21 protein-coding genes and 1 pseudogene are annotated in these 26,946 nt (G+C 37.0%); 15 read left to right on the top strand and 7 right to left on the bottom strand.

Going from position 1 to position 26,946, the window contains the following annotated elements:
* The first annotated feature begins 156 nt into the window (after nt 1-156).
* Nucleotides 157-1,442 (top strand): annotated as a pseudogene (locus E0Y80_RS20755) (DUF2851 family protein).
* On the opposite strand, the gene E0Y80_RS08665 reads toward E0Y80_RS20755, so the two are convergent.
* Nucleotides 1,439-2,089 carry an ankyrin repeat domain-containing protein gene (locus tag E0Y80_RS08665; protein ID WP_156307271.1) on the bottom strand — a complete coding sequence of 217 codons (651 nt, stop codon included), beginning with the start codon at nt 2,087-2,089 and terminating at the stop codon, nt 1,439-1,441. The pseudogene E0Y80_RS20755 and the gene E0Y80_RS08665 sit on opposite strands and share 4 nt — an antisense overlap.
* Before the next feature lie 431 nt (nt 2,090-2,520).
* Between E0Y80_RS08665 and E0Y80_RS08660 the strand changes: the two genes are divergently transcribed.
* The 9 genes from E0Y80_RS08660 to E0Y80_RS08620 all read left to right on the top strand — a co-directional run bounded on the left by E0Y80_RS08660 (nt 2,521) and on the right by E0Y80_RS08620 (nt 9,243).
* Complete coding sequence (locus E0Y80_RS08660; RefSeq protein ID WP_156307270.1) at nt 2,521-3,084, top strand: UbiX family flavin prenyltransferase; 564 nt, start codon at nt 2,521-2,523, stop codon at nt 3,082-3,084.
* 208 nt (nt 3,085-3,292) lie between these two features.
* Nucleotides 3,293-4,558, top strand: a complete 1,266-nt coding sequence (locus tag E0Y80_RS08655; protein ID WP_156307269.1) for a dihydroorotase — start codon at nt 3,293-3,295, stop codon at nt 4,556-4,558.
* Between the two features lie 5 nt (nt 4,559-4,563).
* Nucleotides 4,564-5,232, top strand: coding sequence for a hypothetical protein (locus E0Y80_RS08650; RefSeq protein ID WP_156307268.1), 669 nt, complete (start codon nt 4,564-4,566; stop codon nt 5,230-5,232).
* A 3-nt stretch (nt 5,233-5,235) separates the two neighbouring features.
* A complete protein-coding gene (locus E0Y80_RS08645; protein ID WP_156307267.1) occupies nt 5,236-5,880 on the top strand; it encodes a DUF4199 domain-containing protein in 645 nt (214 codons plus the stop codon).
* Between the two features lie 66 nt (nt 5,881-5,946).
* Nucleotides 5,947-6,897 (top strand): glycosyltransferase family 2 protein, encoded by a 951-nt coding sequence (locus tag E0Y80_RS08640; protein ID WP_156307266.1) that lies wholly within the window; start codon nt 5,947-5,949, stop codon nt 6,895-6,897.
* A gap of 1 nt (nt 6,898) precedes the next feature.
* A complete protein-coding gene (locus tag E0Y80_RS08635; RefSeq protein WP_156307265.1) occupies nt 6,899-7,903 on the top strand; it encodes a glycosyltransferase in 1,005 nt (334 codons plus the stop codon).
* A gap of 46 nt (nt 7,904-7,949) precedes the next feature.
* Entirely contained in the window at nt 7,950-8,222 is a 273-nt protein-coding gene (locus E0Y80_RS08630) for a hypothetical protein (RefSeq protein ID WP_156307264.1), read from the top strand.
* Complete coding sequence (locus tag E0Y80_RS08625; protein WP_156307263.1) at nt 8,219-8,983, top strand: MBL fold metallo-hydrolase; 765 nt, start codon at nt 8,219-8,221, stop codon at nt 8,981-8,983. Before E0Y80_RS08630 ends, E0Y80_RS08625 begins: the two co-directional genes overlap by 4 nt.
* A 107-nt stretch (nt 8,984-9,090) precedes the next feature.
* Nucleotides 9,091-9,243: a lmo0937 family membrane protein gene (locus E0Y80_RS08620; RefSeq protein ID WP_156307262.1), complete on the top strand. Its 153-nt coding sequence runs from the start codon at nt 9,091-9,093 to the stop codon at nt 9,241-9,243.
* Here E0Y80_RS08620 and ispD read toward each other — a convergent pair.
* Nucleotides 9,227-9,931 carry a 2-C-methyl-D-erythritol 4-phosphate cytidylyltransferase gene (gene ispD, locus E0Y80_RS08615; protein ID WP_156307261.1) on the bottom strand — a complete coding sequence of 235 codons (705 nt, stop codon included), beginning with the start codon at nt 9,929-9,931 and terminating at the stop codon, nt 9,227-9,229. The genes E0Y80_RS08620 and ispD overlap by 17 nt on opposite strands.
* Nucleotides 9,932-10,068: 137 nt before the next feature.
* Entirely contained in the window at nt 10,069-11,118 is a 1,050-nt protein-coding gene (queA, locus tag E0Y80_RS08610) for a tRNA preQ1(34) S-adenosylmethionine ribosyltransferase-isomerase QueA (RefSeq protein WP_156307260.1), read from the bottom strand.
* Between the two features lie 271 nt (nt 11,119-11,389).
* On the opposite strand from queA, the gene E0Y80_RS08605 reads away from it, so the two are divergent.
* Genes E0Y80_RS08605 through E0Y80_RS08590 form a run of 4 tightly spaced genes read left to right on the top strand, consistent with a single transcriptional unit; the run spans nt 11,390 to nt 18,477 of the window.
* On the top strand, nt 11,390-13,849 hold the full coding sequence (locus tag E0Y80_RS08605) for a glycoside hydrolase family 31 protein (RefSeq protein WP_156307259.1): 2,460 nt from the start codon (nt 11,390-11,392) through the stop codon (nt 13,847-13,849).
* Between the two features lie 23 nt (nt 13,850-13,872).
* Nucleotides 13,873-15,789 carry a 1,4-alpha-glucan branching protein GlgB gene (glgB, locus tag E0Y80_RS08600; RefSeq protein ID WP_156307258.1) on the top strand — a complete coding sequence of 639 codons (1,917 nt, stop codon included), beginning with the start codon at nt 13,873-13,875 and terminating at the stop codon, nt 15,787-15,789.
* The gene (locus E0Y80_RS08595) at nt 15,789-17,204 is read left to right on the top strand and encodes a glycogen synthase (protein ID WP_156307257.1); all 1,416 of its coding nucleotides are present in this window, start codon (nt 15,789-15,791) and stop codon (nt 17,202-17,204) included. The genes glgB and E0Y80_RS08595 overlap by 1 nt, the downstream gene beginning before the upstream one ends.
* A 1-nt stretch (nt 17,205) precedes the next feature.
* A complete protein-coding gene (locus E0Y80_RS08590; protein WP_156307256.1) occupies nt 17,206-18,477 on the top strand; it encodes a glucose-1-phosphate adenylyltransferase in 1,272 nt (423 codons plus the stop codon).
* Nucleotides 18,478-18,534: 57 nt separating this feature from the next.
* Here the strand turns inward: E0Y80_RS08590 and E0Y80_RS08585 are convergent, their stop codons facing one another.
* The 4 genes from E0Y80_RS08585 to E0Y80_RS08570 all read right to left on the bottom strand — a co-directional run bounded on the left by E0Y80_RS08585 (nt 18,535) and on the right by E0Y80_RS08570 (nt 23,182).
* Entirely contained in the window at nt 18,535-18,732 is a 198-nt protein-coding gene (locus E0Y80_RS08585; protein ID WP_156307255.1) for a hypothetical protein, read from the bottom strand.
* A gap of 62 nt (nt 18,733-18,794) precedes the next feature.
* Entirely contained in the window at nt 18,795-19,433 is a 639-nt protein-coding gene (locus tag E0Y80_RS08580; RefSeq protein WP_156307254.1) for a response regulator transcription factor, read from the bottom strand.
* A 1-nt stretch (nt 19,434) separates the two neighbouring features.
* Nucleotides 19,435-21,690 carry an ATP-binding protein gene (locus tag E0Y80_RS08575; protein ID WP_156307253.1) on the bottom strand — a complete coding sequence of 752 codons (2,256 nt, stop codon included), beginning with the start codon at nt 21,688-21,690 and terminating at the stop codon, nt 19,435-19,437.
* A 94-nt stretch (nt 21,691-21,784) separates the two neighbouring features.
* On the bottom strand, nt 21,785-23,182 hold the full coding sequence (locus tag E0Y80_RS08570; protein WP_156307252.1) for a WG repeat-containing protein: 1,398 nt from the start codon (nt 23,180-23,182) through the stop codon (nt 21,785-21,787).
* A 512-nt stretch (nt 23,183-23,694) separates the two neighbouring features.
* On the opposite strand from E0Y80_RS08570, the gene E0Y80_RS08565 reads away from it, so the two are divergent.
* On the top strand, nt 23,695-26,943 hold the full coding sequence (locus E0Y80_RS08565; RefSeq protein WP_156307251.1) for a SusC/RagA family TonB-linked outer membrane protein: 3,249 nt from the start codon (nt 23,695-23,697) through the stop codon (nt 26,941-26,943).
* Nucleotides 26,944-26,946 lie beyond the last annotated feature (3 nt).

Below are 26,946 nucleotides of genomic sequence, written 5' to 3'. Positions count from 1 at the left end.
AATACAAAGATCTATCTACTAGATTTAAAAAATATATCTCTATGGGATTTAATTTTCTTTACAACAAATGTTTTTCAACTATCTCGGAAAAGTCTTAAGTCTCTTATCTTATGTCAAAATATTTTCCTATAAGGAAAATTTTACCTACTTTTAATTATGAAAATTCCCGAGCAGATCCTTCATTTTATCTGGCGATTTAGGTTGTTTAAGCCATTTCATTTAGTTTGTCAGGGGTCTGAAGAAATTGAGGTGATTTATCCTGGGAATTATAATACAGATGCTGGACCGGACCTTCTTTTTGCGCAGTTGAAAATCAATGGAGATAATTGGCATGGTCATGTAGAAATACATGTTGATGCGGAGGATTGGGTGCAGCATGGGCATGACATCAATGAGGCCTATAATGCGGTAATCCTACATGTTGTTTGGGAGCAGGGGAAGAAGTGCTTTTCGGCAGACGGACAGCTGATTCCGTGTTTAGAACTGAAGTGCTTGGTGGATGTGGATCTGTTGGATAAAATTGAGAGGTTGCTGCAGAATACACATTGGCTACCATGTAGTTATGGATTGAGGGAAGTTTCGGAATATCAGAAGATTCAGGTACTGAATAGAATGGGGGTTGAGCGATTGGAGCATAGGTATGAGCAGGTGTTGATGTTGTTAAAAAGCTATCGAGGAGATTGGGAGAGGTTATGTTTAAGTCTGTTGGCAGGTTCTTTTGGGATGCGGGTCAATAAGCAGGCTTTTCAGGATTTAAGTCAGATCATTAATTTGAAGCTGCTTCAGAAGCTGAAAGGGAATTCGGAGGCGATACATAGTTTATTTTTTGGTCAGGCCGGATTTTTGAAATCATACAAGGGACATGAGGCATATATATTGGAGTTGAAGGAGCAGTACCAGTATCTAAAAATATGCATAAGCTCAATGAGATGAATTCCTTTCAATGGAAGTTAATGCGTATGCGGCCACAAAACTTTCCGACAATTAAATTGGCACAATTGGCAGCCATGTACAGCCAGTTTTCATCTTGGTTTTCCTTGCTGGGTTCCGCGATCAATTTGGAAGAGTTGAAAGGATATTGCCAGTCATTGATGATTCCCGGATTTTGGGAAAACCACTTTCATTTAGAAAAGGAAACGAAGATTCACAGTCCAAAGATAACCGATCAGTTCTTTGATATTTTGGCTATCAATGGTTTTGTATTGGTTCTGTTCGCTTATGGTAAGTATATTGGAAGTCAGGAGTATATGGATAGAGCCATTTCATGGCTGGAAGAGTTGAAGCCGGAAGTAAATTCAGTCAGCAAAAGGTATATAGGTTATGGGCTGAGCATCAGTAATTCGATGGAGAGCCAGGCGGTTTTGCACTTGCGGGCGAATTATTGCAATCCAAAGCGATGTTTGGAATGTGGAATAGGATTGGCGATTATAAAGCGAGATTAAGCTTTAAGGATTTCAGCAATTTCCAGGAATCCTTTTTCTGAAGCCATATCCGATGCGGTTTGACCGAAATCATTTCTGATGGATATATTGGCACCATGTTCAAGGAGGATGATAATCAGGTCAATATTTCCCTGTTGTGCAGCGAGATGTAATGGGCTGATTCTGGAGGATTGCAAAACATTAACTTCAGCACCTGCTTCGATCAGCATTTTAGCGATATTGTCGAAACCGTTGCTCAGTGCGGAGTGAAGGGGAAATACTTGATATCCGTTTTGGGATGAAGAATTCGGGTTAGCTCGATTTCTCAATAAAATTCTGACGATATCTTCTTTTCCGAAGTGAGATGCGATTCCCAAGGGATAAAATCCATGTCCGGATAGTTCGTTGATAACATCAGGCTTTTGATCGATCATGAATTGGACCTGTTCGGTTAGTCCGGCGGCGCTAGCTTCATGGATTGTAATGCTTTTGATATACTTGAGGATCACCTGTACGATTTGATTTTTTTGGTAATAGCAAGCCAGCAAAAGGGGAGATATGTCATGGCTGGTATTTTCCTTAACAAGGTCTGGGTTTTGGCTAAGCAATAAATCTAAATCTTGGTAATTTCCGGTTTCTATATATTCTTCAAGTACTGTTAAACTCATAGTCCTAATTTTGCGTTACGAAATAAATAAAAAAAAGTTAAAATAATATTACCAAAGCCTTAATTTTCTACTGATTCCTATAAAATTTTTTCTGTTAATAAATGTAATCTATACAATTTTTTTTGGTCGGTAACGAACACTATTTAATATTTGTAGCTATCCATCTACAAAATCCGAATTGTAAAAGGTTGTTTTATAACTTTTCTGATGATTTTTTTACTTTTGTAATGCCCTCCCCAAGGGCATGTTTTTCATAGGTAGATGTAGGGTCGAATAAATCTTATTCGACCCTTTTTTATTCAATATATCCATTGAATTGCTCAAAATACGTTTTTTTGATATTTTCTGGGTTAGGATCCTAAATTCTGGATGTTGAGATTTAAAGGGAATTCTATGGTCTTTAATTGCTTAAGGTTTTATAGTTTTGTAACATGAGGAAGAAAAAAGTTGTTGTAGCTGTTACAGGAGCATCAGGTTCCATCTATGCGAAGGTATTGTTAGATAAGCTTGAACAGCTATCAGAGCAGATTGAGGCGGTTGGATTAGTGATGTCCGACAATGCAAAAGATGTTTGGCGATTTGAGTTGGATAACAATTCGTACGAGAACTATGATTTTCCGACTTATGAGAAGCATGATTTCATGGCGCCATTTGCCTCCGGCTCGGCAAAGTATGAGACGATGTTTGTTGTACCCTGTTCGATGGGGACGATGGCACGCATAGCGAATGGTATTTCTTCAGACCTTACGACGAGGGCGGCTGATGTTATTCTGAAGGAGCGACGTAAGTTGATCCTTTTAACAAGAGAGACGCCATTAAGCAGCATTCACATACAGAATATGGCGACCATAACTCAGGCAGGTGGGATTATTTGTCCTGCATCGCCATCCTTTTACAGCAGGCCACAAACCTTTGAGGAGCTGGCAGCCACAGTAATTGACAGGGCGTTGGATATGGCAGGATTTGACTTAGAGACATTCCGTTGGGGAAAATAGGTTTTTATGTTTTTTCTGAGAGTATTCAAGTGAAATTTGTATTTTTGTTTTTTAATGAAACAGCTGTTAATATCTTCGAATAAGGAGTTTTTATACTTGAAGAAGGTTTTTGAAAATGCTCATTGGAAAAATACCTTTGGAATGGTTGGTTGTTTCTTCAACTTAAACACAGTCTTTCAGCACAATTTTTTGATTTTCAATTCAATTCATGGCTACAATATTAATTAATTCTGCGACTTTGGTGTCGGCGGGACATCCACTTCATTTGACTACGGTAGACGTACTTGTAAGGAATGGCAAGATCGAACAGATTGGCAAGAACATCAAGACGGATGACAAGAAGCTTCAGTTAATCGATGGCAAGGGTTCATTTCTATCGGTTGGATTTTTGGATTTGAACGTTAATTTCGGGGAACCGGGATATGAAACGAAAGAAGATATCCAAACGGGAACAGCAGCATCAGCGGCGGGCGGATTTACGGCCGTTGCTGTTCAGCCCAATACAAATCCACCTATACATAGCCGTTCTGAGGTTGCCTTGATCGTTAATTCATCGAAGGGAAACCTTGTTGATGTGTATCCCATTGGAACCGTCAGTAAGAAACGTGAAGGAAATGAATTGGCGGAGCTTTACGATATGAAAGTAACCGGAGCTGTTGCATTTAGTGACGGTACGCATAGCATACAACAAGCAGGATTAATGTCAAGAGCATTGCTCTATGCAAAAGGATTTTCAGGATTGATTATGGCCTTTCCTGAAGATGATTCTATCGCTGCAGACAGTAAAATGAATGAAGGGGAGGTTAGTACATACCTCGGGATGAAAGGCATTCCAAATCTAGCTGAATCTGTAATGATTTCCCGGGATTTGTTCTTGGCCGAATACAATGAGGCTCCAATTCATTTTGCTACTATCTCAACAGAAGAAGGAGTTGACCTGATTAAAAAGGCTAAGGCTAAAGGAATTAAGGTTACTTGCGATGTAGCAGCACATAATCTGGTTTTTACAGATGAGGATGTCAAAGGATTTGACAGCAATTATAAAGTAAGTCCACCATTACGTACCAAGAGAGATGTTAAAGCATTGCTTAAGGGCTTAAAGGATGGAGTCATTGATACGGTGGTTTCACAGCATACACCACAGGAAATTGAATTTAAACAGGTGGAATTCCAGATTGCCAAAAATGGGATTATTGCATCACAGACTGTATTGCCTTTGTTAATTAGAGCAGGTTTAAGCCCAGAGCAGATTGTGGAGAAACTTTCCATTAATTCGAGAAAAATCTTAGGACTTGACATTCCTGCACTTTCAGAAGGAGCAGAAGCTAATTTAGTCTTGTTTAGTCCAACGAAAAAATGGATATTTGATAAGAAGACAAATAAATCAAAGTCAGCAAACAGCCCATTATTTGGCCAGGAACTGACCGGCCAGGTTTTGGCGGTAATAAACAACAATAAATTGCACATCAATTAATACATATGGATAATAAAGTTAAAAATGCCCTTGAGGCGGCTGTAAACAGCTATGCAGCAATAGACCAGCTAGACGGACAAGAGATCCTTCCAGGTTTGGCGGCAGCTTTCGAACTGGAAAAGCCCTTTATGGAAAAGGTTGGTGCGATGGATGCTGTATTTGATGATCATTTACGTTTCGATGAATTACGTGAGTATTGTTTCGATTTGTTGATGATTAATTTCTTTGCAGAGGATGTTCAGAAATTAGAAGAGGATTATTTAGATTCAGAGGAATGGGAAACGATCGAAGAAGATACATTGGACCGAGGCTCAGAATTATTGAATATCCTATTATACCTTAAGGAGTGTGACGATGATGAGGTTGAACCATCATTAGATGACTTTTTAAAGGAATTTTTGCTTGTTGAGGAAGATGAGTTTCAAGATGAATATAGAATTTACGAGAAGGTAATCGCTAACCAAATCTTAGTTGAGAGCAATTATGCAGAGATTGCAAAAATTGCGAAGGGCTTAAGAGAGGATGATGAATTAGTGGATCTATTTTATCCATTAATATCGTTTTTCAATGAGCAATCACCAAGTCAGGGGCAATTGGATGCGTATTCAGAAGCTGCTCCAAACAAAGCACTTGATCTTGCTTTATTACAACTAATTATAAAATATAACGCATAAATTATGGATTCTACTCAAGTAATCAACAACGATGTTAAGAAAAAAGCTATTATTTATGGTTTAATTCTTGGCGTGATATCGCTTGTTCTATCAATACTTTCCTTATATCTATCCAAATCAGCAACCGCATTAATGTTATCATCTGTCATTAATGTAATTGTGAATTATGTGGTTTTTTTAGCAATAGCAGTATATTTTGTACTTCAATTAAGGAAAGCAATTGGAGGTTATTGGGACTTTTCAACAGCTTTAAAAAATATCTTCATTATGTTTGCTGTTACTGCGACAATTGGTTTAATCGGAATTAATATTTTCAATATGATTTATCCATCACTTCAATTTGAAGCGATTGAGAATACACAAAACCTGACCATTGAAATGATGGAAGCTAATAATATTCCGGATGAGCAAATTGATACAACCTTAAAGATGTTGGATGACCAGAAAGAAGCATTAGGTTCACTATCTATTGGTCAGGTGTTGAAAGGTTTGGCGATTTCATTATTGCTATATTTTGTGTTAGCATTAATTTTTGCGGCAATATTCAAGAAAGAAAGGCCATTGTTCAAACCCGTATCTTCAGATTCAGGGGATGCACATCCATGGCAGAATAACGACAATAACAACAATAACGACAGCAACGTATAATATAAACGGATAAGTTTAAATGATAAAGGTATCATCCAAAAATGATACCTTTGTTCTTTATTAATTATGGACATTTCAGTAGTAATACCATTATACAACGAGGAAGAATCACTTCCTGAATTAACGGCTTGGATCAAGCGCGTTATGGACGCAAATCATTTTACATATGAGATCGTATTGGTCGATGATGGGAGTAAAGATGGATCATGGAAAGTAATTAAGGATTTGAAGAAGGAGAATGAGCATATTATAGGCATTCGATTTCGGAGGAATTATGGGAAATCAGCGGCTTTGAATGTTGGTTTTGCGGCGGCAGAAGGGGATGTTGTTATCACGATGGATGCTGACCTTCAAGATAGCCCTGATGAGATTCCAGAGCTTTATGATCGCATCAAAAATCAAGGTGCCGACTTAGTTTCTGGTTGGAAGAAGAAGCGTTATGATCCATTGACCAAAACTATTCCGACGAAGCTATTTAATTCGGTTACCCGAAGCATGTCCGGAATCGATAATCTCCACGATTTCAATTGCGGCCTTAAAGCCTATAGGAAAGATGTTGTTAAAAGTATAGAGGTTTACGGAGAGATGCACCGTTATATTCCGGTTTTGGCCAAATGGGCGGGATTTAATAATATTCAGGAACAAGTTGTACAACACTATCCTCGAAAATATGGTACTACGAAATTTGGTCCGGGCAGGTTTGTGAAAGGTTTTTTGGATTTAATGTCCATTTTCTTTGTGGGAAAATTCGCGAAGAGACCGATGCACTTTTTTGGACCATTGGGGGTAATAAGTTTTCTGTTAGGATTCTTCATTACCATTTGGTTAATCTGTGAAAAGCTGATGAGCATTGCCAATGGGACGGTTTACAGGAATATCACAGATCAGCCGCTGTTTTTCTTGGCATTGGTAGCAATTATAATAGGATCACAGATGTTTTTAACGGGATTTGTAGCAGAACTTGTTTCCAGGAATGGTTCTGACCGCAATAAATATCACGTAGATCAAGTCATTTAATATGTTTTTTTCGGTAATCGTACCTTTATACAATAGACCAGCAGAGATCAAAGAGATGTTGACCTCTCTTTTAGATCAAACGTATCAGAATTTTGAGGTTATTATTGTTGAGGATGGTTCTAAGAATAAAGCAGAAGATATTGTAAATAAGTTTAAAGACAAGCTTAATATACAGTATTACTTCAAAAAGAATGAAGGTCAGGGTTTTGCTCGAAATTACGGATTTGAACGAGCGAAAGGTGATTTTTTTATCGTTTTTGATTCAGATATCATCGTACCAAAAGATTACTTTATTAAGGTCATGGAAGACATCAGGGAAAATAACTTAGATGCATTTGGAGGACCGGATGCGGCGCATGAATCATTTACGCCGATACAGAAGGCCATAAGCTACTCGATGACGAGTCCATTTACCACAGGTGGAATTCGAGGTAATAAAAATCATGTAGGACAATTCCATCCAAGGAGTTTTAATCTAGGAATTTCCAGAGAAGTATGGGAAAAAACAGGAGGATTCAAACTTTCTAGGCGATCGGAGGATATAGAATTCAGTATTCGAATGATTAATTCCGGATTTAAGGTAAGGTTGATCCCCGATGCATTTGTTTATCACAAACGCAGGACAAGTTTTAAACAGTTCTACAAACAAACCCATAATTTTGGAAAGGGGAGGATTGACATCTATTGTTTGTACCCAAAGGAATTAAAACCAGTTCATGCATTGCCGGCGGTCTTTGTTTTGGGATTAATATTTTTATTTATGATCAATGTGATCAATCTTTTGACGATGGATGAGATGTATTTCTTGCATATGATGGGATTGATAGGGAATCTTTTTTTAATTCTGTATACATTGATGTTGTTTTTGCATGCATTGTTCACGACTAAAAACCTAAAGGTTGCCATATTATCGGTTATTGCTGCATACACGCAGTTAATAGCCTACGGGTCAGGTTTTTTAAGCCAATATGCCCATAAATTTATTACGAACAAGAAAGAGTCATGAATTGAATAATTCTTGCAGTATTGTTAAATTGTGATGAGGAACTGATATGATTTCATTAACACAGGGAAGTTTAGATAAGTTGGAGGCGTTGTTTGGCGACCTCGGTTATAAATTAAGATACGAGAAAGGATCGTTTAGGACCGGGGCTTGCGTATTGCAAAATTCAAGAGTTGTTGTGGTCAATAAGTTTTCAACGGTCGATATGAAAGTAGTTTCATTGCTTCAGATTCTAGAGACGATGGATGTAGATGAGGATTTGATTCAGGAGAAGTTGAGATCTTTTTATCAAAATATCAAAAAATCAAGGATTACGGTTTGAGAATAACATTTTTAGGTACAGGAACTTCGCAAGGAGTTCCGGTTATAGCATGTCCATGTTCGGTCTGTCATTCTGAGGATAGGCGTGATAAGCGTCTTCGTTCTTCTATTTTGATGGATTATAATGATCATACGGTTATTGTTGATACAGGGCCAGACTTCAGGTATCAGATGTTGCGTGCGGATGTTCAGCGATTAGATGCTGTGTTAATGACTCATTCTCACAAAGACCATATTGCGGGTTTAGACGATGTAAGGGCGTTTAATTATCAGCAACAACAATCTATTCCGATCTATTCAAACAAAGCTACACATGATGCATTAAGGAAGGAATTTTATTATGCATTTAGCGATTATAAATATCCGGGTGTACCACAATTGGAATTGGAGGAAATTTTTCCTGCAGAACCTTTTGAACTTTATGGTAAGGCAATCATGCCCTTAGAGGTCATGCATTATAAAATGCCTGTTTTGGGGTTTAGAATTGACAATTTCGCCTATATTACCGATGCGAAGACTATTTCAGAGGAAACCTATGAATTGCTGGAGGGTGTGGAAATATTAGTTTTGAATGCCTTGCAGCAAGAACCCCATATTTCGCATCTAACATTGGATGAAGCTATTGAAGTTTCCAATCGTATCCAACCCAATCAAACCTACCTAACCCATATTTCGCATCGTTTTGGAAAACATATTGATATTGAAAATATGCTTCCAGACGGATTTTTTGTAGCTTATGATCAATTAGTACTAGAATTTTAGTAAAAATAAATAGTTGTTTAAAACAATTTGTTCTCTAGGGTTGTTTATCCTTTTGAAATTACAATCATTGAATAAACTATTTAAACAAAATTCAAATTTTTACTATTATGGGAAATATTTTGTATTTAATCGCTGTTATTCTCGTCATTATTTGGGCAATTAGCTTCTTTGGAGGTTATGCATCTGGCGGTATTATTCACATTTTGTTGGTAATTGCCATCATTGTGGTATTATTAAGAATAATCAGAGGTAACGCTTAGATTTATCAAATAAATGTTGAGCAATGACCAAATCTTCCTGAAAGGTAATTTTCATATTTTGAGGATCTCCTGGGATTAGATAGACGTTATTGCTCAACTTTTCTACGACCGATGCATCATCAGTAAAGGTACTTTCCTCTTCTTGTTGATATGCTTGGACCAACAAATCCGCCATAAAAACTTGCGGTGTCTGAACTAGCCAGACAGTTTCCCTGTCGACGGCATGACTATCATTTTGATTTCCTATCCTAACAGAATTGCTACTTTTTACAGCTGGAATAATTGCTGGTTTAGCGAGGTTGCAATTTTGAAACAGTTCGTCTATTAAATGGCTGCTCACCAATGGCCTTGCTGCATCATGAACAGCTATCTTGCAATTCTCATCTATTTTATAATTCGACTTGATAAATTCCAGGCCACTATTAACACTTTGAAATCTAGTTAATCCACCGACTGTTTTGCTATGGGGAATCGTAAAATTAAATTCCTTGCATTGTGAATCCCAAAAATCTTGCATTAGATTAGAAAGGACCAGAATAATTTCCGGTTTGCTTGCTGAATTCTCAAATTTTTCAATTGTATGCATCAGGATAGGTTTATTATCCAAATTCAAGAATTGTTTAGGAAGGTTCCCACCGATTCTAGAACCGGTCCCTGCAGCAACTATAATGACGAAATTCTGTGGCATTCGTAATGAGTTAAATAGATGGGTAAATTAAGGAAAATAAAAATCAAATCCTTGCTGATTGTTTTCTGAATCGGTAAAGGACAAAAAAAACGCAGGTACAAGGACCTGCGTTGAGTATATAAGGAGTAATACTTTAATTAGATAATTAACATGGCATCGCCATAGCTGTAGAAGCGGTATTTTTCTTTAACAGCGACTTCGTAAGCATTCATTACATTTTCATATCCTGCGAAGGCAGCAATCATTACTAGAAGTGTTGATTGCGGTGTATGGAAATTAGTAATCATCGAATTGGCGATACTGAAATCGTAAGGGGGATAGATAAATTTTGAAGTCCAGTCGTTTGCTGCTTTCAAATGTTTATCAGCTGAAACAGAAGATTCGATTGCGCGCATAGAGGTTGTACCGACCGCACAGATTTTACGTTTGTTGTCGATTCCTTTGTTTACGATTCGAGCCGCTTCATCGGAAATGATGAACTGTTCAGAATCCATCTTATGTTTAGTCAGGTCTTCTACCTCAACTGTACGGAAAGTACCAAGGCCTACATGTAAAGTTACTTCTGCAAAATCCACACCTTTTAGTTCAAGGCGTTTCATCAATTCACGTGAGAAGTGAAGACCAGCAGTTGGAGCTGCAACAGCACCTTCATTTTTCGCGTAAATGGTTTGATAACGGAATTTATCTTCTGGAGTAGCTTTTCTTTTGATGTATTTAGGAAGTGGAGTTTCGCCTAAGATTTCAATATTCTTACGGAATTCTTCATCTGTACCATCAAAAAGGAAACGGATTGTACGTCCACGAGAAGTTGTGTTGTCAACAACTTCAGCAACCAATAAATCATCATCACCAAAATATAATTTATTTCCAACACGGATCTTACGAGCCGGATCAACTAAAACATCCCAAAGACGTAGTTCTTTATTAAGTTCTCTTAACAAGAATACTTCGATAGTAGCACCAGTTTTTTCTTTATTACCGTACATTCTTGCAGGAAATACTTTGGTGTTGTTTAAGATCATTACATCTTTATCATCGAAATAATCAAGAACATCTTTAAAAATCTTGTGTTCGATTTTTCCGCTATCACGGTGTAAAACCATTAAACGAGATTCATCCCTTTGTTCTGAGGGTTCAGATGCTAGTAATGATTCAGGAAGATTAAAGTTGAATTGAGATAATTTCATGTTATTCTACTGATGTATTATTATGCCCTCTAGCCTTACTGGGGCTAGAATTTAAAAAGGCTCACAAAATTACGAATTTTTAAGGTAATTCTTGTTTTTTTCTTGTATTACAACAATAGGATGATATTATCAGGTAAAATCATGTAGCTAAGCAGGTACAATTTGTGATATGTGGTAGTGAATTTTTTTAATAACATTGTTTTATTTAAAATATATTGTAAATTAAAACTGACATTAACACTGTCTATTACCTATTTAGATTAAAAATTTTATGGCAGATACTACAAAGAAGGAAGATTTCGCAAATGACTTGCTCCCTAACCCTGATATTTTAGATGAAGGAATACATCATGTAAACAATCCTGTTCTCGATTTACCAAATATTGAAAAGCTTTATTTAACTGAGGTTAAGGGTTATACCCAAGAATTGAATTCTTTTTATTTTTCAGATGGACGTTCCAAGGTTGAGGTAAAGGTTTTTTCTGAAGATATTATTAGAGTAAGATTAGCACCGGAAGGTTCATTTTTAGTTGATTTTTCTTATGCAATAAGCTTTAAGGGCGACAATTACGTAAGTTATGAACTGGTTGAAGACGATACTTATTATAAAGTCAAGACAAATTCAGTTGTATGTTTGATTCGTAAATCTGATTTCAATATTGCATTTGCGGATACGGATGAGAAAATTATGAACCGCGACCATTCTCCGATGCATTGGGAGGAGAATGTTGATTTTGGAGGTTACTATGTTTATTGCACCAAACATGCTGAATCTGATGAAGCCTTTTTTGGATTAGGAGATAAGGCGACAAACTTAAATTTAAGGGGAAAACGCGTAAAAAATTGGAACTCGGATACCTATTCTTATGCATTTAATCAAGATCCATTATATAAGACGATTCCTTTTTACATTGGAGTAACTGAAGGTTCGGCCTATGGGATATTCTTTGACAATACCTTTAAGACCTATTTTGATTTTGCAGCAGAACATCAAGATCAAACTAGTTTTTGGTCGGAAGGTGGTGAGTTGCAATATTACTATATACATGGTCCAAAAATGATGGATGTTGTAAAACGTTATCATAAATTAACAGGTACTCACTATATGCCACCTATGTGGGGTTTAGGTTACCATCAATGTAGATGGAGCTATTATCCTGAAAATAAAGTTAGAGAAACAGCCTACGAATTTAGGAAGCGAGAAATTCCATGTGATGCTATTTATTTAGATATCGATTATATGGATGGGTATCGTTGTTTCACTTGGAACAAGCGTTATTTTCCAGATCCTAAGAAAATGATTTCCGATTTGAATGCCAATGGTTTTAAGACGGTGGTGATGATCGATCCGGGAATCAAGGTTGATGAGAATTATTGGGTTTTCAAACAAGGGAAGGACAACAACTATTTTTGCCGTCGTGGGGATGATTATTTCATGGAAGGATTTGTATGGCCAGGTCGCTGTCAGTTTCCGGATTATACCAATCCGGAGGTTAGGGAATGGTGGGGAACCTTATACAAAGGATTAGTTGAAGATGGTGTAGCAGGATTCTGGAATGATATGAATGAACCGGCAGTTTTTGGTCGAGGAACATTTCCGAATGATGTAAGGCATCAATTTGAAGGTCATCGTGGGTCGCACCGTAAAGCACATAATGTTTATGGTATGCAGATGGTTAGGGCGACGTACGACGGGTTAAAGAAATTATACAAGAACAAGCGTCCATTTACGATTACTCGGGCAGCATATGCAGGTACACAGCGATATTCTTCTGTTTGGACAGGTGACAACATTGCAACTTGGGAACATCTACGCATAGGAACTTTACAGTTACAGCGTTTGTCGGTTTCAGGTTTATCCTTCTGTGGAACCGATATTGGAGGTTTTACGGGGGAACCAGATGGGGAATTGTACACGAGATGGATGCAATTTGGGGTATTTTCACCATTTATGCGTGTTCACTCTGCGGGGGATACACGTGACCGCGAGCCTTGGAGTTTCGGTCCGGAATGGGAAGCTATATGTAAGAAATTTATCGAATTACGATATAAACTTTTACCTTATATCTATTCAACCTTTTGGTTGCAACATAAATATGGGGAACCAATTTTAAGGCCAATTGCCCTGATGGAGCAAGAGAAAGCTAAGAATATGGTAAGGGAAGAAGAATTTGGATTTGGAAATCAGTTATTGGTATCTCCGGTTCTTCATCCCGGTCAGCAAAATAAAATTGTTTATCTTCCTGAAGGAACGTGGTATTATTATTTTGATAATAGCTACTATGTTGGAGGGCAAGAATATACGATTGATACACCAATGGATGAGATGCCATTTTTTGTTAGTGGTGGATCGATTATTCCGGAATATCCAGTCATGCAGTTTACTGGAGAGCAAAGGATAGAGTCTTTGAGACTGAATTTCTATTATTCTGAGGGTGAACATGAATCCAATCTATATTCAGACCATGGAGAAACATTTGCTTATGAGCAAGGCGTATATGTGGAAAAACATTTTATTGCCACCTCGGACTCAGGTCAAGTCAATATCGTACAAGGTGAAGACGGGATTTACACGCCGAATTATTCTGATTTTCATTTGTATTTGATTGGTTTACCATTTGAAGTGAAACAAGTGACAGTGGACGGCGTTAAGGTTGCGTTTCAGCAAGATGACCAGGGCCATAATTATATAGTCCTAGAGCGAGATTTTAAAAAGATTAATATTCAATAATAGCTATTAAAAGACCTAATTTTATGCCTCAACCAGTTGAAGTACACTCCTTATTGTCGGAATTTGATGTTTTTTTATTCAAGGCGGGACGGCATTTTAAGCTTTATGAGAAGTTTGGTTCTCATGAGCTGTTGATTAACGGGGTAAAGGGAGTATATTTTGCGGTATGGGCGCCGAATGCCCAGACAGTATCGGTAGTTGGAAATTTTAACGGGTGGAATCCACATGCACATGTCCTGAATGTTCGTTGGGACAGTAGCGGTATATGGGAGGGATTTATTCCGGGATTGAAAAATGGTGAGGTTTATAAATATCATATTCACTCCAACACAGGGGAACATTTAGAGAAATCTGATCCTTTTGCATTGCTGACTGAAATTCCTCCAAAAACAGCATCTATTGTAGCGACGACCTATTTTGATTGGAACGACTCAGAATGGATGTTTAATAGGCGGGAGCATAATGCATTGGATCGTCCGATGTCAGTATATGAAATGCATCTAGGTTCATGGATGCGAGATCCGCAAGATCCAGATCGGTTCTTGAGCTATACGGAAATTGCGGAACGCTTAATTCCATATATCCAAGAAACGGGCTTTACGCATGTGGAGTTTATGCCTATAATGGAACATCCCTATTATCCTTCTTGGGGATATCAGATAACGGGTTATTATGCTTCGAGTTCAAGATTCGGATCGCCACAAGACCTGATGAAGCTTATCGAATTATTACATGAGCATAATATTGGAGTTATTTTGGATTGGGTTCCATCACATTTTCCTGGCGATGCACATGGGTTATATAATTTTGACGGTACCCATTTGTATGAGCATGCGGATCCAAGAAAGGGTTTTCACCCGGATTGGCAATCGTATATCTTTAATTATGGGCGTAATGAGGTCAAATCCTTTTTAATCAGTAATGCATTCTTTTGGTTGGACCGCTACCATATCGATGGTCTACGGGTAGATGCAGTAGCTTCGATGCTTTATTTGGATTATTCTAGAAAGGCAGGCGAATGGGAAGCCAATGAACTTGGAGGAAATGAGAACTTAGAAGCTGTTTCCTTTTTAAAAGCCTTTAATGAAGCGGTATCAAAATACTTTCCAAATGTTCAGACAATTGCAGAAGAGTCGACGTCTTGGTCAGGAGTAAGTAGGGCAACGTTTAATGGTGGTCTTGGCTTTGGCATGAAATGGATGATGGGCTGGATGCATGATACATTAGCATATTTTAAAGAAGATCCAATCAACAGGTCTCATCATCATGATAAAATGACCTTTGCGACTGTTTATGGATTTACAGAAAACTTTATGTTGCCTTTGTCACATGACGAGGTTGTTTATGGAAAGCAATCATTGATCTATAAAATGCCTGGAGATGAATGGCAAAAATTTGCCAATTTAAGGTCGCTCTACCTATACATGTTTACATTCATAGGTACGAAACTTTTATTTATGGGTGGGGAATTTGGTCAGACATCAGAGTGGAATGTCAACCAATCCTTAGACTGGCATTTATTGGATTATAAGCCACATCAAGGCATCAAAAAATTTATATCAAAATTAAATGAAGTTTATAAGAGTTATCCAGCTTTGTATGAAAAAGCATTTAGTCCGGAGGGATTTTTCTGGATTGAGTTGGATGATAGGAATAACAGTGTTTTTGCTTACTGTCGTCGAGGACATGATTTAGAAAATGATTTAATAATTGTATTGAATCTTACACCGATTGTTAGGAGGAGTTTTAAAGTTGGAGTTCCCCATGCTGGTCAATGGGAATTGGTATTGAACTCGGATGATGTGAACTTCAATGGTAGTGGTGTACGGGTTAGGGATGTAGTAACTGCAGATAGAATGTCATGGATGGGGCAAGATCAATCAATTGAGATTGATTTACCACCATTGAGCGGTTTAGTATTTAAAAGAAAATTAGGGTAATGAAAGTCATACATTTAAGCGTTGAATGTTTTCCTGTAGCAAAAGTAGGAGGTTTGGCAGATGTGGTTGGTGCATTGCCTAAATACCAGCGGGAGTTAGGTGTTGATTCCTCGGTAATAATGCCTTACTTCAATCGGAAATTTGTTCATGAGCATTCTTTTGATGTTGTTGCAAAAGGTGAGATTTATCAGGGTTCTGCTCTTTTGGAATATGAGGTTCTGAAGGAAATGGATGATACTTTAGGATTTCCATTATATTTAATTCGAATACCAAATTTATTGGATCGTGAAGAAGTATATTGCTACCAAGATGAGGCGGATCAATGGATTGCATTCCAACATGCGGTTTTACATTACCTGAACTATAACAAAATTCAACCAGATGTGCTTCATTGTCACGATCATCATGTAGGATTAGTGCCATTCTTGACTAAATGGAGCAATGAATTCGATGAGCTAAAGGATGTGAAGACGGTATTTACGGTTCATAACGGTCAATATCAAGGGTGGATGTCTTGGAGTAAAAGTTTATTTATTCCGTCATTTGATACGTGGAAATGGGGATTGTTGGACTGGGATGGACTTATTAATCCACTAGCTACGGCGATAAAATGCTGTGATGCCTATACGACCGTATCGGAAGGATACCTCAAGGAATTATATGTTGAGGCAAATGGTTTGCAGCATTTGTTTTATGATGAAAGGGCAAAATCTATTGGTATAGTTAATGGGATAGATACTGAATTTTGGGATCCTGCATTAGATTCATTAATAGATCAGAATTATGCAATTCAGGATGTTGATGAGGGGAAAGCAGGGAATAAGCTGAAGTTCTGTAATGAATTTGGATTAGATCCGACGAAGCCATTGTTAAGTTATATTGGCAGGTTTGCGACGGAAAAGGGGGCTGATATTTTGCCAGAAGTAATAGATAATCTGTTGAGGCAAAGTTCAGGTAAAATAAGTATATTTATATTAGGCTCGGGAGATTCCGGGATACAGGAAAAGATTCAAGAAGTTACTGGTATTTATCAGCGTGATTTAGCTGTTTTCTTCGGCTATAACGAACAATTAGCGCATCGAGTTTATGCTGCTTCGGATATGTTGATAATGCCATCTCGGGTTGAGCCATGTGGATTGAACCAACTATATGCTTTAAAATATGGTACCATTCCAGTCGTGCGGAAGATAGGTGGTTTGAAAGATACAGTGATAGATGTTGAGGAGGGTGGATATGGATTCCTATTCAACGATGTAAATGCAGAAGAAGCTGCTGACACAGTGAAGAGAGCGATTAAATACTTGAGCTATGCGGATAACTTAACAAAAACGAGGGATGCGGCGATGGGATTAGATTATTCTTGGAATAAATCAGCACAGAAATATATAGAGTTATATAACCAATTACTTAAATAATATGTCGCATAAAGTTGTTTCTATAGTATTAGGTGGGGGTCGAGGAACCCGCTTATTTCCGTTGACAGATCAACGTTCTAAACCGGCAGTTCCAATTGCTGGGAAATACCGATTGGTTGATATTCCAATTTCAAATTGTCTTAATTCTGGCTATAATAAGATATTTGTATTGACGCAATATAACTCGGCATCATTAAATAAGCATATCAAGAATTCTTACAACTTCAGTATTTTTAGTAAGGGATTTGTAGATATTCTAGCTGCTGAGCAGACCAATGAGGGAGATCGCTGGTTTGAGGGTACTGCTGATGCGGTTCGCAGAACGCAAAAGAATTTGGTCAATGTTGATTACGATTATGTATTGATTCTATCTGGGGATCAATTGTATCAGATGGATTATTCTGCTATGGTTGATTTTCATGTGAAGAATGGCGGTGAAATTACGATTGGAACCATTCCGGTGACAGCGAAGGAAGCGCCAGGCTTTGGTATCCTAAAGTCTGATGAGCATAATAATGTTGTTTCCTTCATTGAGAAACCGACGAAGGATTTATTAGCTGATTGGACATCGGAAGTTTCAGAAGATTTAGAGAAACAGGGGAGGAATTATTTGGCTTCAATGGGTATCTATGTTTTCTCGAAAGGGGTGATGACAAGGATGCTGGCTGAGAATAATGGAATGGACTTCGGTAAAGAGATTATCCCTGATGCCATTGAAAATTCAAAGGTACTAAGTTATCCATTTGATAGTTATTGGACAGATATTGGTACCATTTCCTCTTTTTTCGAAGCGAATATAGGCTTGACGGATGATATTCCTGAATTCAATTTATTTGGAGAAACTGTTTACACCAGAGCACGTATGTTGCCGCCATCAAAAGTTTCGGGAACTACCTTAAACAATGCTATTATTGCAGATGGATGTATTATTTTGGCAGAGAAGATTCAGCGATCGGTAATCGGGATTCGTTCCAGGGTAGGAGAAGGGACCGTAATTAAGATGACGTACATGATGGGTTCGGATTATTACGAGGAATTAAATGAGGTGATGGAATTAACGACCTCACAGGAACCTCCTCCAATAGGAGTTGGGGAGCGTTGCTACATTGAGAATGCTATATTGGATAAAAACTGTAGGATTGGTAATGATGTACGGATAAAGGGGGGAAAGCAGTTGAAAGATGGTGATTTTCCAGAATATACGATCTGTGATGGTATTATTGTAATCAAGAAAAATGCCGTGATAGAACATGGCAGAACAATTGGTTTTTAAACAGATATTATAAGTTAACAAGAAAGGCTGTTCGTGAGAACAGCCTTTCTTGTTAACTTATTGGCCTTTTAAGACCATTTCATATATGAAATAAATAACTGCCAATAATATAATTGCAATGATTATTGTTCTTTTTAAATTATTGGCTGCAGGCTGATCGTCCTTTTCCTTAATTACCGTTTCTGGCACTTTCGTTGGATCGACATCTTCAGCATTATTTATTTTATTTCCATGTTCATCTTCTTTTTCTTGCATAACATCTAAAGTTGGTTATATGGATAGAACAATTAACATGGCGAAAGGTTTGGGATTATTCCTTAGGTAGACACCTCACGGATTAATCCATATTCATATGCCAATTTTATTGCAGAACTTAAGTTTGAAGTTCTAAATTTTTCAATTAGATTTTTCCGATGGCTTTCAACCGTGTGTGGACTAATAAAAAGTTTGTCAGCGATTTGGGTTGTGGTCAGTCCTAATGCTGCTGTGGCGAGTATTTCCTTTTCACGTCTTGTCAGTTTAGGAACGCTTTTTAGTTCAGCGCTATTTTTTCTGTCGATTATGCGTTTTGTTTGTGAACAGAGGAATTTTTTCCCCAACAAGATTTCTTGGATACCTGTGATTATCTCATCAATGGAAGCATTTTTTTGAATGTACCCATGTGCTCCTTCCTCAAATGCGCTATTAATCACCGCATACTCATTATGTACACTGAGCATAATAATCTTCAATCCCGCATTTTTTTTAAGTAAGGAATTAATCAGCTCCAATCCATTTGCATCAGAAAGATTGATATCTAACAAAAGCACATCAATCTGCGTACTTTTTAATTCTTCAATCAATTTAGCTGCAGTAGGATAACAACCAATAATATTGAGATCTGGTTCCTGAGCTAAAATATTTTTCAATCCTTCAGACAATAAAGGATGGTCATCAGTAATTGCGATATTTATCATATTAAATTGATTTTGGAATAAAGATGTCAAAACTGCTTCCTTGTCCAATATCTGAATTCACCTGTAATCTTCCCTTGAGGAATTCTATTCGTGATTCAATATTCTGCAGGCCTGCAGATTTTATATTACTTAAATTATTATAGTTAAAACCTGTGCCATCGTCCTCTACGGTAAGATGGAATTCATGATCTTCTTCCGCGATTTGAATAATGATTTGGGAAGGTTGCGCGTGCTTAATTGCATTATTTACCAATTCCTGGATGATTCTGTAAATGATTAATTGCTGTTCTTTGTTTAAGGGATTTACATAGTGTAAGAATTGCACATCAATATCGATTTTTTCATTGGACATCCTAGAAGCGTAATCACTAAGGGCTTCTTGAATACCGAATTTTTCCAACAAATCGGGGGTAAGGTTATGAGCGACTCTTCTTAATTCATCAACTGCTAAATCAATATGGGCAATACCTTTTTGCATTTTTTCTTTGACTATCATATTTTCCTGATCATTGAGTTGAGAAAGCTGCATTTTTGTTCCCGACAATAACCCGCCCAGTCCGTCGTGAAGGTCACGAGCGATCCGAGCTCTTTCCTGCTCTTGTCCATCTAATAATGCGGTCAGGGTAGCAATTTTTGCATGCTGTCTTTCCTGTTCAAATGCGAGGTTTAGGAGATTTTCACGTTGTTTCATATGCTTTGAACGCTGACTATAAGCATAGAAAAGTAAAGCAGATAGAAGCAAGACAGCTCCTGTCAAAGCAATATAATATTTGTTTAATTTATCTTTAAGGGAGATTTGTTTTTGATAATTATTAATTTCCTGGGCCCTATTGTCCGATTCAAGTTTAGACATACGGAGTTGTTGAACTTGTTTTTCTGAGATCAATTTAGAAAGCTCAAGTTCTTTTGTTTGGTTATCCTGAAAAAGTCTCATGTTTTCCAGTTCTTGTTTTTGTTGGATACCTAATGCTTCCATCAATTGGATCTGTTGTTCCTTTTTTTCTGTCTCGACCTTCAGTGTTGCCAATTGTTGTTCCTGTTTACCTTTTTCGAATTGGGCATCCAATCTCTTGCTGAGATTCAATTTATCTTGGTCATAGATGGATGTAAAGATTTGTATGTATTCCTTATAGTATTTGATTGCTTCTTGAAAATTTCCTTCCTGTTCGCTGATATGGGAAAGTGTTTGATAAATGCTTAATAGGATTTGTTGGTCCTGAACTTGAGACTTGTTTATTTCTACTAGGGATGCCAGAAGATTTTCTTTTGCCTGTTTTGTGTTGCCATCCTGTAGTGACATTTCAGACATGATTCCATAGGACGAAGCAACAAGGTTATATTGCTTGGATTCGAGAGCTTGGATTTTAGCTAATTCTGCATATTGCTCGGCTTTATCCCGATATTCTTTCGGGAAATGCTTGAAATATAGATGAGCAAGATTATTTGCAACAAATGCTAAGTTTGAGGGAATTGAAATATTATCTTTATTTTTATTATAGATTCCTAATGCATAGAGATAATATTTTTCAGCAAGATCCCTGTATCGATTTTCAGCAGGGTAGTCAAGGTATTTCTGCTCATACATATATCCGAGGGACATATAGGAGTCAAAAATAGTGGCCGGATCATTCTGTTCAATGGCCAGGTCCAAAGCTAGTTTGCTGTATTTTTCTTGGAGATCAAATTCATTCCAATTGGCATAAATTGATGTTAATTCTTTGTAGACACTTGCTTTTCTATTATTGAGGGTTTTGGAATTCTTTGCTTGATCTAAATAACTTAGAGCAATCAGAAATTGTTTTACGGCATCTACTTCTTGTTGTTGACGGGATAAAATCCAACCATATCCATAATAGACATAACCTTTGATTTCCATATCCTTGCTGCGGTCGGCTAGACCTTTAGCTTTTAGAATCGTTTGTTTTGAATAGGTTTCCTTCTCATCAATAAGTTGGTTTATTGCTAAGACGGTATTCAAATAGGCGGCATATTTTGGATCATTTAATTTTTCTGCGATGTCAAGGTCTTTCCTTAATAAGGCAAATGCCTTGATTTCTTGTTGGTTGAAAAATAGTGCCTGAGCTAATTTACCAGTTAAGAAAAACTTGTTGGGGTCTGTGGTTTTATACTGATTATATTCGTTTTGAAGGTTATTTAAGAAATCCTGACCATCACTTTTAGAAATTCCGAAACTCAACAGAAGAAGCATAATTATATATTTCTTCCAGGTAACCGATTTTCTAAATTTGAAGTTCATGCTTATGTTTTCTAAAGATTATTGAGCTGTAAAATTACACAAACAGAGCCTATTATTATAGGCTCCATTTTGCGGTAAACTATATGAATTTTGATTAGTTTGTTTCAACTATTTCACCATTTGTGTTGATGCTGTAAACATCGGAGTCTTCATTATCGGCTACTGAAGCAACACCATCTTCAAATGAAGTGGCAATACTATATTTGATTGGAATTACAATCTTACCTTCATTGTTGATGTACCCATATTTTTCCCCTTTTTGAACCAAATGGATAGAATCCTTTGATAAAGAAATGAGATCGAATCCTTCGCTAATTTTTCTGTTGCCTTTAATACTGAACAATACATAACTATCATCTAATGCCGAAACAAAAACTTGGTCATTGAATTCGATTATAATAGGATAGGAAATAGGAACTATGATATTTCCTTTGCTGTCTATAATTCCAGTTTTATCATTCAGCTGCGCAGCAATATATCCATCGTTCATGTGGCTGACCATATCATATTCAGCTTTGATAATTGGTTTGTCGTTTGCGGAAAGAATTCCAAATTTTTCGCCTTCTGCGTAAATGTACTGTTGGTATTCATCATCATATGCCAAGAAATCGTATTTAAAAGGAATCTTAATGTTACCATTTTTATCCATAGAACCGAATTTGCTGTCATCATTGATGACGGTTGAAATCCCACCTCGGAAATAGTCAAAATATGAATAAATAGGTTTTGTTATTATATTATCATTTTCATCTTTCAGTCCAAGGTAGGTTTCCGTCCCGTCGTAATAAAGAAATCTATCTTCATCTACAGGCATTTCTTCTTGGTTAGGTTCTTCCAGCTCTAAAGAATCATCTTCGTTATAAATTTCCCCTGTTTCTACTTCATATTCAGTATAGCTTTCAGGAATTGAAAATTCATTTTCTTTTAGGGTTTCTTGAGTAATATTAGTAGCAATAAAACCATTTCCATCTAAGGAAACCTGTAACACAGCGCCGGGGATTTGTTTAAGAAATGAAAATTGACTCCAATAGATGGTAGGAATTTTTTCGGTATACCAAATTTCAATGACATAGTCCTCCATATCCTCTACATTAAAATCAGTTTTTATGAGGGCCATTTTACAATCGTAACCAGCAATATTCTTTGATTTTTCGGTTATTAATTCTACGTTTAAGTCGGTGTCCTCAGAGGCATACATCTCTGTACCATCATTCGTTATATGGTATTGTTCTAGAGCAGGGAAGATCATAAATGATTTGGAGGATTTTTTATTGATGATTTCAATACCATTGTCCACATCCTGCGGAGATACCTTAATATAATCAGCATTCACCCATGCTCTCATGGCGTATTCAGCAGAATTATCAATCTGATCAATATTTTGATCTTGTACAAAACCATGATAATCAATTTTAAATACTTTTTGGGTTTGGGCTTGCAAGTTTAACGCGTAAAATGCAATGCATGTAATTGCTATAAAAATCCTTTTCATTCAAATAAATATTATGCAACAAAAATGGGAAGTTTTGATATTAATAAATATCCCTGATAACCGCTAATTTTTATATACGCATGTATTAATTAAAACTTGCTTAATAAATTAAAGGTTTTTTAAGCGTTATTGTTAGAGTTTTAGCGATTTGTATCAGCAGTTTATTGAATTATTGTGATAAATATTTAAAATTATTATTTCTTCTTATCAGATTAGCTGCATTTCATTGTTTTATAAAAGGCTATAATAGAAGGTAATAAGAGTTATTAAAGAATTTTATTTTATATATAGTAAAATAATTAAAAAATAATATAATAATTGGATAGTAGTTAATTATTAAGTTTAAAAATGTTTTTTATTCTTTATTTCATTATTTATTTTATTATTTTTATATTAATTTAAACTAATCAATAACAATTTATTAACAGCTTAATTATTTGGTAACAAATAATTAACTCAAATCCAATATTGTAAACCTTTCTTTGCACGCAAAGAATTATTTAACTGAAACCATGAAAAAGAACTCTGCATTTGTACCCATTTTGGTGGGTTTATCGGTACTTTCTTGGTCTGCTGCACATGCAACTTATAGGGATGTGAATCGAGACCGAGTATATGAAATCACCCAAAACATTATTCGCGGAAAAGTTACCAACGAGAATGGCGAAGCTGTTGTAGGGGCATCAGTAACGAACATGACATTAAATTCAAGTGCCCAAACTGATGGGGATGGGAATTTTGAATTATCGGGAAGCGTTGGTAATGAATTAAGAATTACGATGGTAGGTTATACTACTAAGACTGTAAATGTTACAGGGACACAGGTTAATGTAAGCATAGTCTCTGCTGACCAAAATTTAGATGAGGTCGTTGTAGTTGGGTATGGTAAACAAAAGAAAGTGAATCTTACCGGAGCTGTAGCTCAGATTGATTCCAAAGTTTTACAGGATAGGCCAGTTGCCAATGCTACACAAGCCTTACAAGGGGCGGTACCAAATTTGAATATTAACTTTACGAATGGACGACCTGGGGGAGAAGGTAAGGTAAATATTCGTGGATTTGCATCTATTAACTCAGCGAATGCTGCTCCGTTGGTCCTAATTGATGGTGTTCCTGGTAATATCAATACTATAAACCCTAAGGATATAGAATCTATTTCCGTCCTTAAAGATGCTTCGGCAGCAGCCATTTATGGAGCTAGGGGAGCATTTGGGGTGATGTTGGTGACGACAAAAAAAGGTCAGGCAGGAAAGATGAGTATTGGCTATAGCAATAATTTTGGTTCTTCAGATTTAACGGTAAGTACGGATTTCATGACTATCGGGTACGATGCTGCAAAATTAAATGACGAAGCCTTTTTGCGGGCAACCGGTAATAGCTACACCAACTATAACGAAGATGATTATGCTGAATTATTAAAACGCAAGAACGACCCTTCCTTGCCGTCGGTTGTGATTCAAAACAGAAATGGTAAAGACCAATATGTTTATTATGCAAACACAGATTGGTGGAACACCTTTTATCGGGAAAAAATGAACTCAATGGAGCATGCCCTGACCTTTTCAGGAGGTTCAGAAAAAATGGATTATTACATTTCTGGAAGAATGTATCAGAAAGGTGGCCTGATGAAAGTACAGCAGGATAAATTTGAAGGTTATAATCTAAGGGCAAGATTGAATGGGCAGGTAGCTAATTGGCTAAAGGTTAGCAATAATTCACAGATCAATTATCAGAATTATACCTATCCGGGATGGAATAGTAGTGTTGATGCAAATAATAACTTTATTTCGACTACAGTCCACGCCCTTCCATCTTATGTGCCACAAAATCCGGATGGAACAGCAACCTATCGGACTGAATTAAACAATTATAATATTGGTGATGGTATCATGGCGGATTTACTGTATGGTAAATCTAAAGGTGGAGAAAAGGAATACGAATTTGTCAACCTATTTGAAGCAGTAGCACAGATTGTTCCAGGCCTAACGGTTACGGGAAATTATACCTTTACTTATAATCCTATTGATAAGTTTCAAAGAAGGGTTCAAGCTCCATGGTCGATCTATCCAGGGGTTATCAATTATTTAGGAAATGACCAGTTGGTAGAAAATGCCGAAAATTATAAAAAACATTCATTGAACATTTTTGCCAATTTCAACAAGAAATTTGGAGACCATAACTTAGGAGCAACAGCAGGATATAATCAAGAGCTAAGTACATGGAATAATATTGGCGGTACACAGACAAATTTGTTGTCAGAGAATTTAAATGATTTTAATCTAGGAACAGGGGTTCCACTATTAAGAGGAGGAGAGGAATCATGGGCCTTACAGGGATTCTTTGGGAGAATCAATTATGATTATAAAGGAAGATATCTGTTGGAAGTAAATGGTCGATATGACGGTACATCCAAATTCCCGACTGGACAGCGCTATGGATTCTTTCCTTCCTTTTCAGCGGGCTGGCGAATCATGGAAGAGCCATTCTTAGAATCGGCAAAGCAATATGTTAACGAGGCGAAATTACGTGTTTCCTATGGTTCATTAGGTAATGCTCAAGAAGCTTCACCGTATGGATATATTCCATTATTGGGAGCAGGGAATGCTGCATATATCATGAATGGAGGTCGAGCACAATATCTTAGTTCAGCATCACCTATTTCAGGGGATTTAACTTGGGAAAGAACGAGTACTTTGAATTTTGGTGCCGATTTTGAGTTTGCTCAGAATCGTTTAACAGCATCATTTGATTATTTTATTCGGGAAACATTGGATATGTTAATCCCTGGAAAGACCCTACCTGCTGTATTTGGAGCCAGCTCACCAAAAACCAATGCTGGAGATTTGAGGAATGTAGGTTGGGAATTATCACTTGCATGGCGAGATCGATTTGACGTGGCGGACAAGCCCTTTGGATATAGTTTTGGTTTAGGCTTATCAGATTCTAAAGCTAAGATTACAAGATTTGATAATACGGAAATGCTGTTGAACAACTATTATGTTGGTCAAGAATTAGGGGAGATTTGGGGTTATAAGATTGATGGATTGTTCAAGACGAATGAGGAAGCAGCGAATTGGGATGTGAATCAAGATCGTGTTGATGCGCGGAGGTTATCTGCACCAGGTGATTGGTCCAAGTTGCAGGCGGGTGATCCAAGATTTGTCGACATCAATGGTGATAAGGAGGTGAACCAGGGCAAGAATACTTTAACAGATCCAGGAGATCAGATTATTATTGGCAATAGTAGAGCCCGTTATAATTTTGGAGTAAACTTAGGGGCGAATTGGCAAGGCTTTGATGTTTCAGCATTTTTCCAAGGAATTGGCAGGCAACATTGGTGGCCGGGATCTAATGCTGATAAATTCTGGGGGCCATATTCAAGACCATATTATTCATTTGTTCCAAGAGAATTTGAAGAAGATGTTTGGACACCTGAGAATCCAGATGCCTATTTCCCATTGTTGCGCGGCTATATAGCATTAGATGGAAATAGCTCATTAAATGTTAAGTCTGATCGTTATTTACAAGATTTAGCGTATATCAGGTTGAAAAATCTAACGATTGGATATTCCTTACCGACTTCGGTTATGAGCAAACTAAAGTTGAGCAATGCAAGGATTTATTTATCTGGAGAGAACTTATGGACAGCGACCAAATTAAGATCTAAGTACATAGATCCAGAGCAAGCTTCACAAGAATCAAATGGTAGAGCTTACCCATATTCTAGAACATTTTCATTTGGACTTGACTTCACATTTTAAATC

The sequence above is a fragment of the Sphingobacterium endophyticum genome, from assembly GCF_009733535.1.
Lineage (GTDB): Bacteria > Bacteroidota > Bacteroidia > Sphingobacteriales > Sphingobacteriaceae > Sphingobacterium > Sphingobacterium endophyticum.
Note: the sequence above shows the minus strand (reverse complement) of the source record. Positions and strands in the feature narration are given on the sequence as shown.

Excerpts from the sequence above, each read along its gene's own strand:
- ispD (WP_156307261.1), bottom strand. The coding sequence starts at position 9,931 with ATGCCACAGAATTTCGTCATTATAGTTGCTGCAGGGACCGGTTCTAGA.
- E0Y80_RS08660 (WP_156307270.1), top strand. The coding sequence starts at position 2,521 with ATGAGGAAGAAAAAAGTTGTTGTAGCTGTTACAGGAGCATCAGGTTCC.
- E0Y80_RS08645 (WP_156307267.1), top strand. The coding sequence starts at position 5,236 with ATGGATTCTACTCAAGTAATCAACAACGATGTTAAGAAAAAAGCTATT.
- E0Y80_RS08570 (WP_156307252.1), bottom strand. The coding sequence starts at position 23,182 with ATGAAAAGGATTTTTATAGCAATTACATGCATTGCATTTTACGCGTTA.
- E0Y80_RS08620 (WP_156307262.1), top strand. The coding sequence starts at position 9,091 with ATGGGAAATATTTTGTATTTAATCGCTGTTATTCTCGTCATTATTTGG.
- E0Y80_RS08575 (WP_156307253.1), bottom strand. The coding sequence starts at position 21,690 with ATGAACTTCAAATTTAGAAAATCGGTTACCTGGAAGAAATATATAATT.
- E0Y80_RS08580 (WP_156307254.1), bottom strand. The coding sequence starts at position 19,433 with ATGATAAATATCGCAATTACTGATGACCATCCTTTATTGTCTGAAGGA.
- E0Y80_RS08640 (WP_156307266.1), top strand. The coding sequence starts at position 5,947 with ATGGACATTTCAGTAGTAATACCATTATACAACGAGGAAGAATCACTT.
- queA (WP_156307260.1), bottom strand. The coding sequence starts at position 11,118 with ATGAAATTATCTCAATTCAACTTTAATCTTCCTGAATCATTACTAGCA.
- E0Y80_RS08585 (WP_156307255.1), bottom strand. The coding sequence starts at position 18,732 with ATGCAAGAAAAAGAAGATGAACATGGAAATAAAATAAATAATGCTGAA.
- E0Y80_RS08650 (WP_156307268.1), top strand. The coding sequence starts at position 4,564 with ATGGATAATAAAGTTAAAAATGCCCTTGAGGCGGCTGTAAACAGCTAT.
- E0Y80_RS08605 (WP_156307259.1), top strand. The coding sequence starts at position 11,390 with ATGGCAGATACTACAAAGAAGGAAGATTTCGCAAATGACTTGCTCCCT.
- E0Y80_RS08565 (WP_156307251.1), top strand. The coding sequence starts at position 23,695 with ATGAAAAAGAACTCTGCATTTGTACCCATTTTGGTGGGTTTATCGGTA.
- E0Y80_RS08655 (WP_156307269.1), top strand. The coding sequence starts at position 3,293 with ATGGCTACAATATTAATTAATTCTGCGACTTTGGTGTCGGCGGGACAT.
- E0Y80_RS08590 (WP_156307256.1), top strand. The coding sequence starts at position 17,206 with ATGTCGCATAAAGTTGTTTCTATAGTATTAGGTGGGGGTCGAGGAACC.
- E0Y80_RS08665 (WP_156307271.1), bottom strand. The coding sequence starts at position 2,089 with ATGAGTTTAACAGTACTTGAAGAATATATAGAAACCGGAAATTACCAA.
- glgB (WP_156307258.1), top strand. The coding sequence starts at position 13,873 with ATGCCTCAACCAGTTGAAGTACACTCCTTATTGTCGGAATTTGATGTT.
- E0Y80_RS08595 (WP_156307257.1), top strand. The coding sequence starts at position 15,789 with ATGAAAGTCATACATTTAAGCGTTGAATGTTTTCCTGTAGCAAAAGTA.
- E0Y80_RS08630 (WP_156307264.1), top strand. The coding sequence starts at position 7,950 with ATGATTTCATTAACACAGGGAAGTTTAGATAAGTTGGAGGCGTTGTTT.
- E0Y80_RS08635 (WP_156307265.1), top strand. The coding sequence starts at position 6,899 with ATGTTTTTTTCGGTAATCGTACCTTTATACAATAGACCAGCAGAGATC.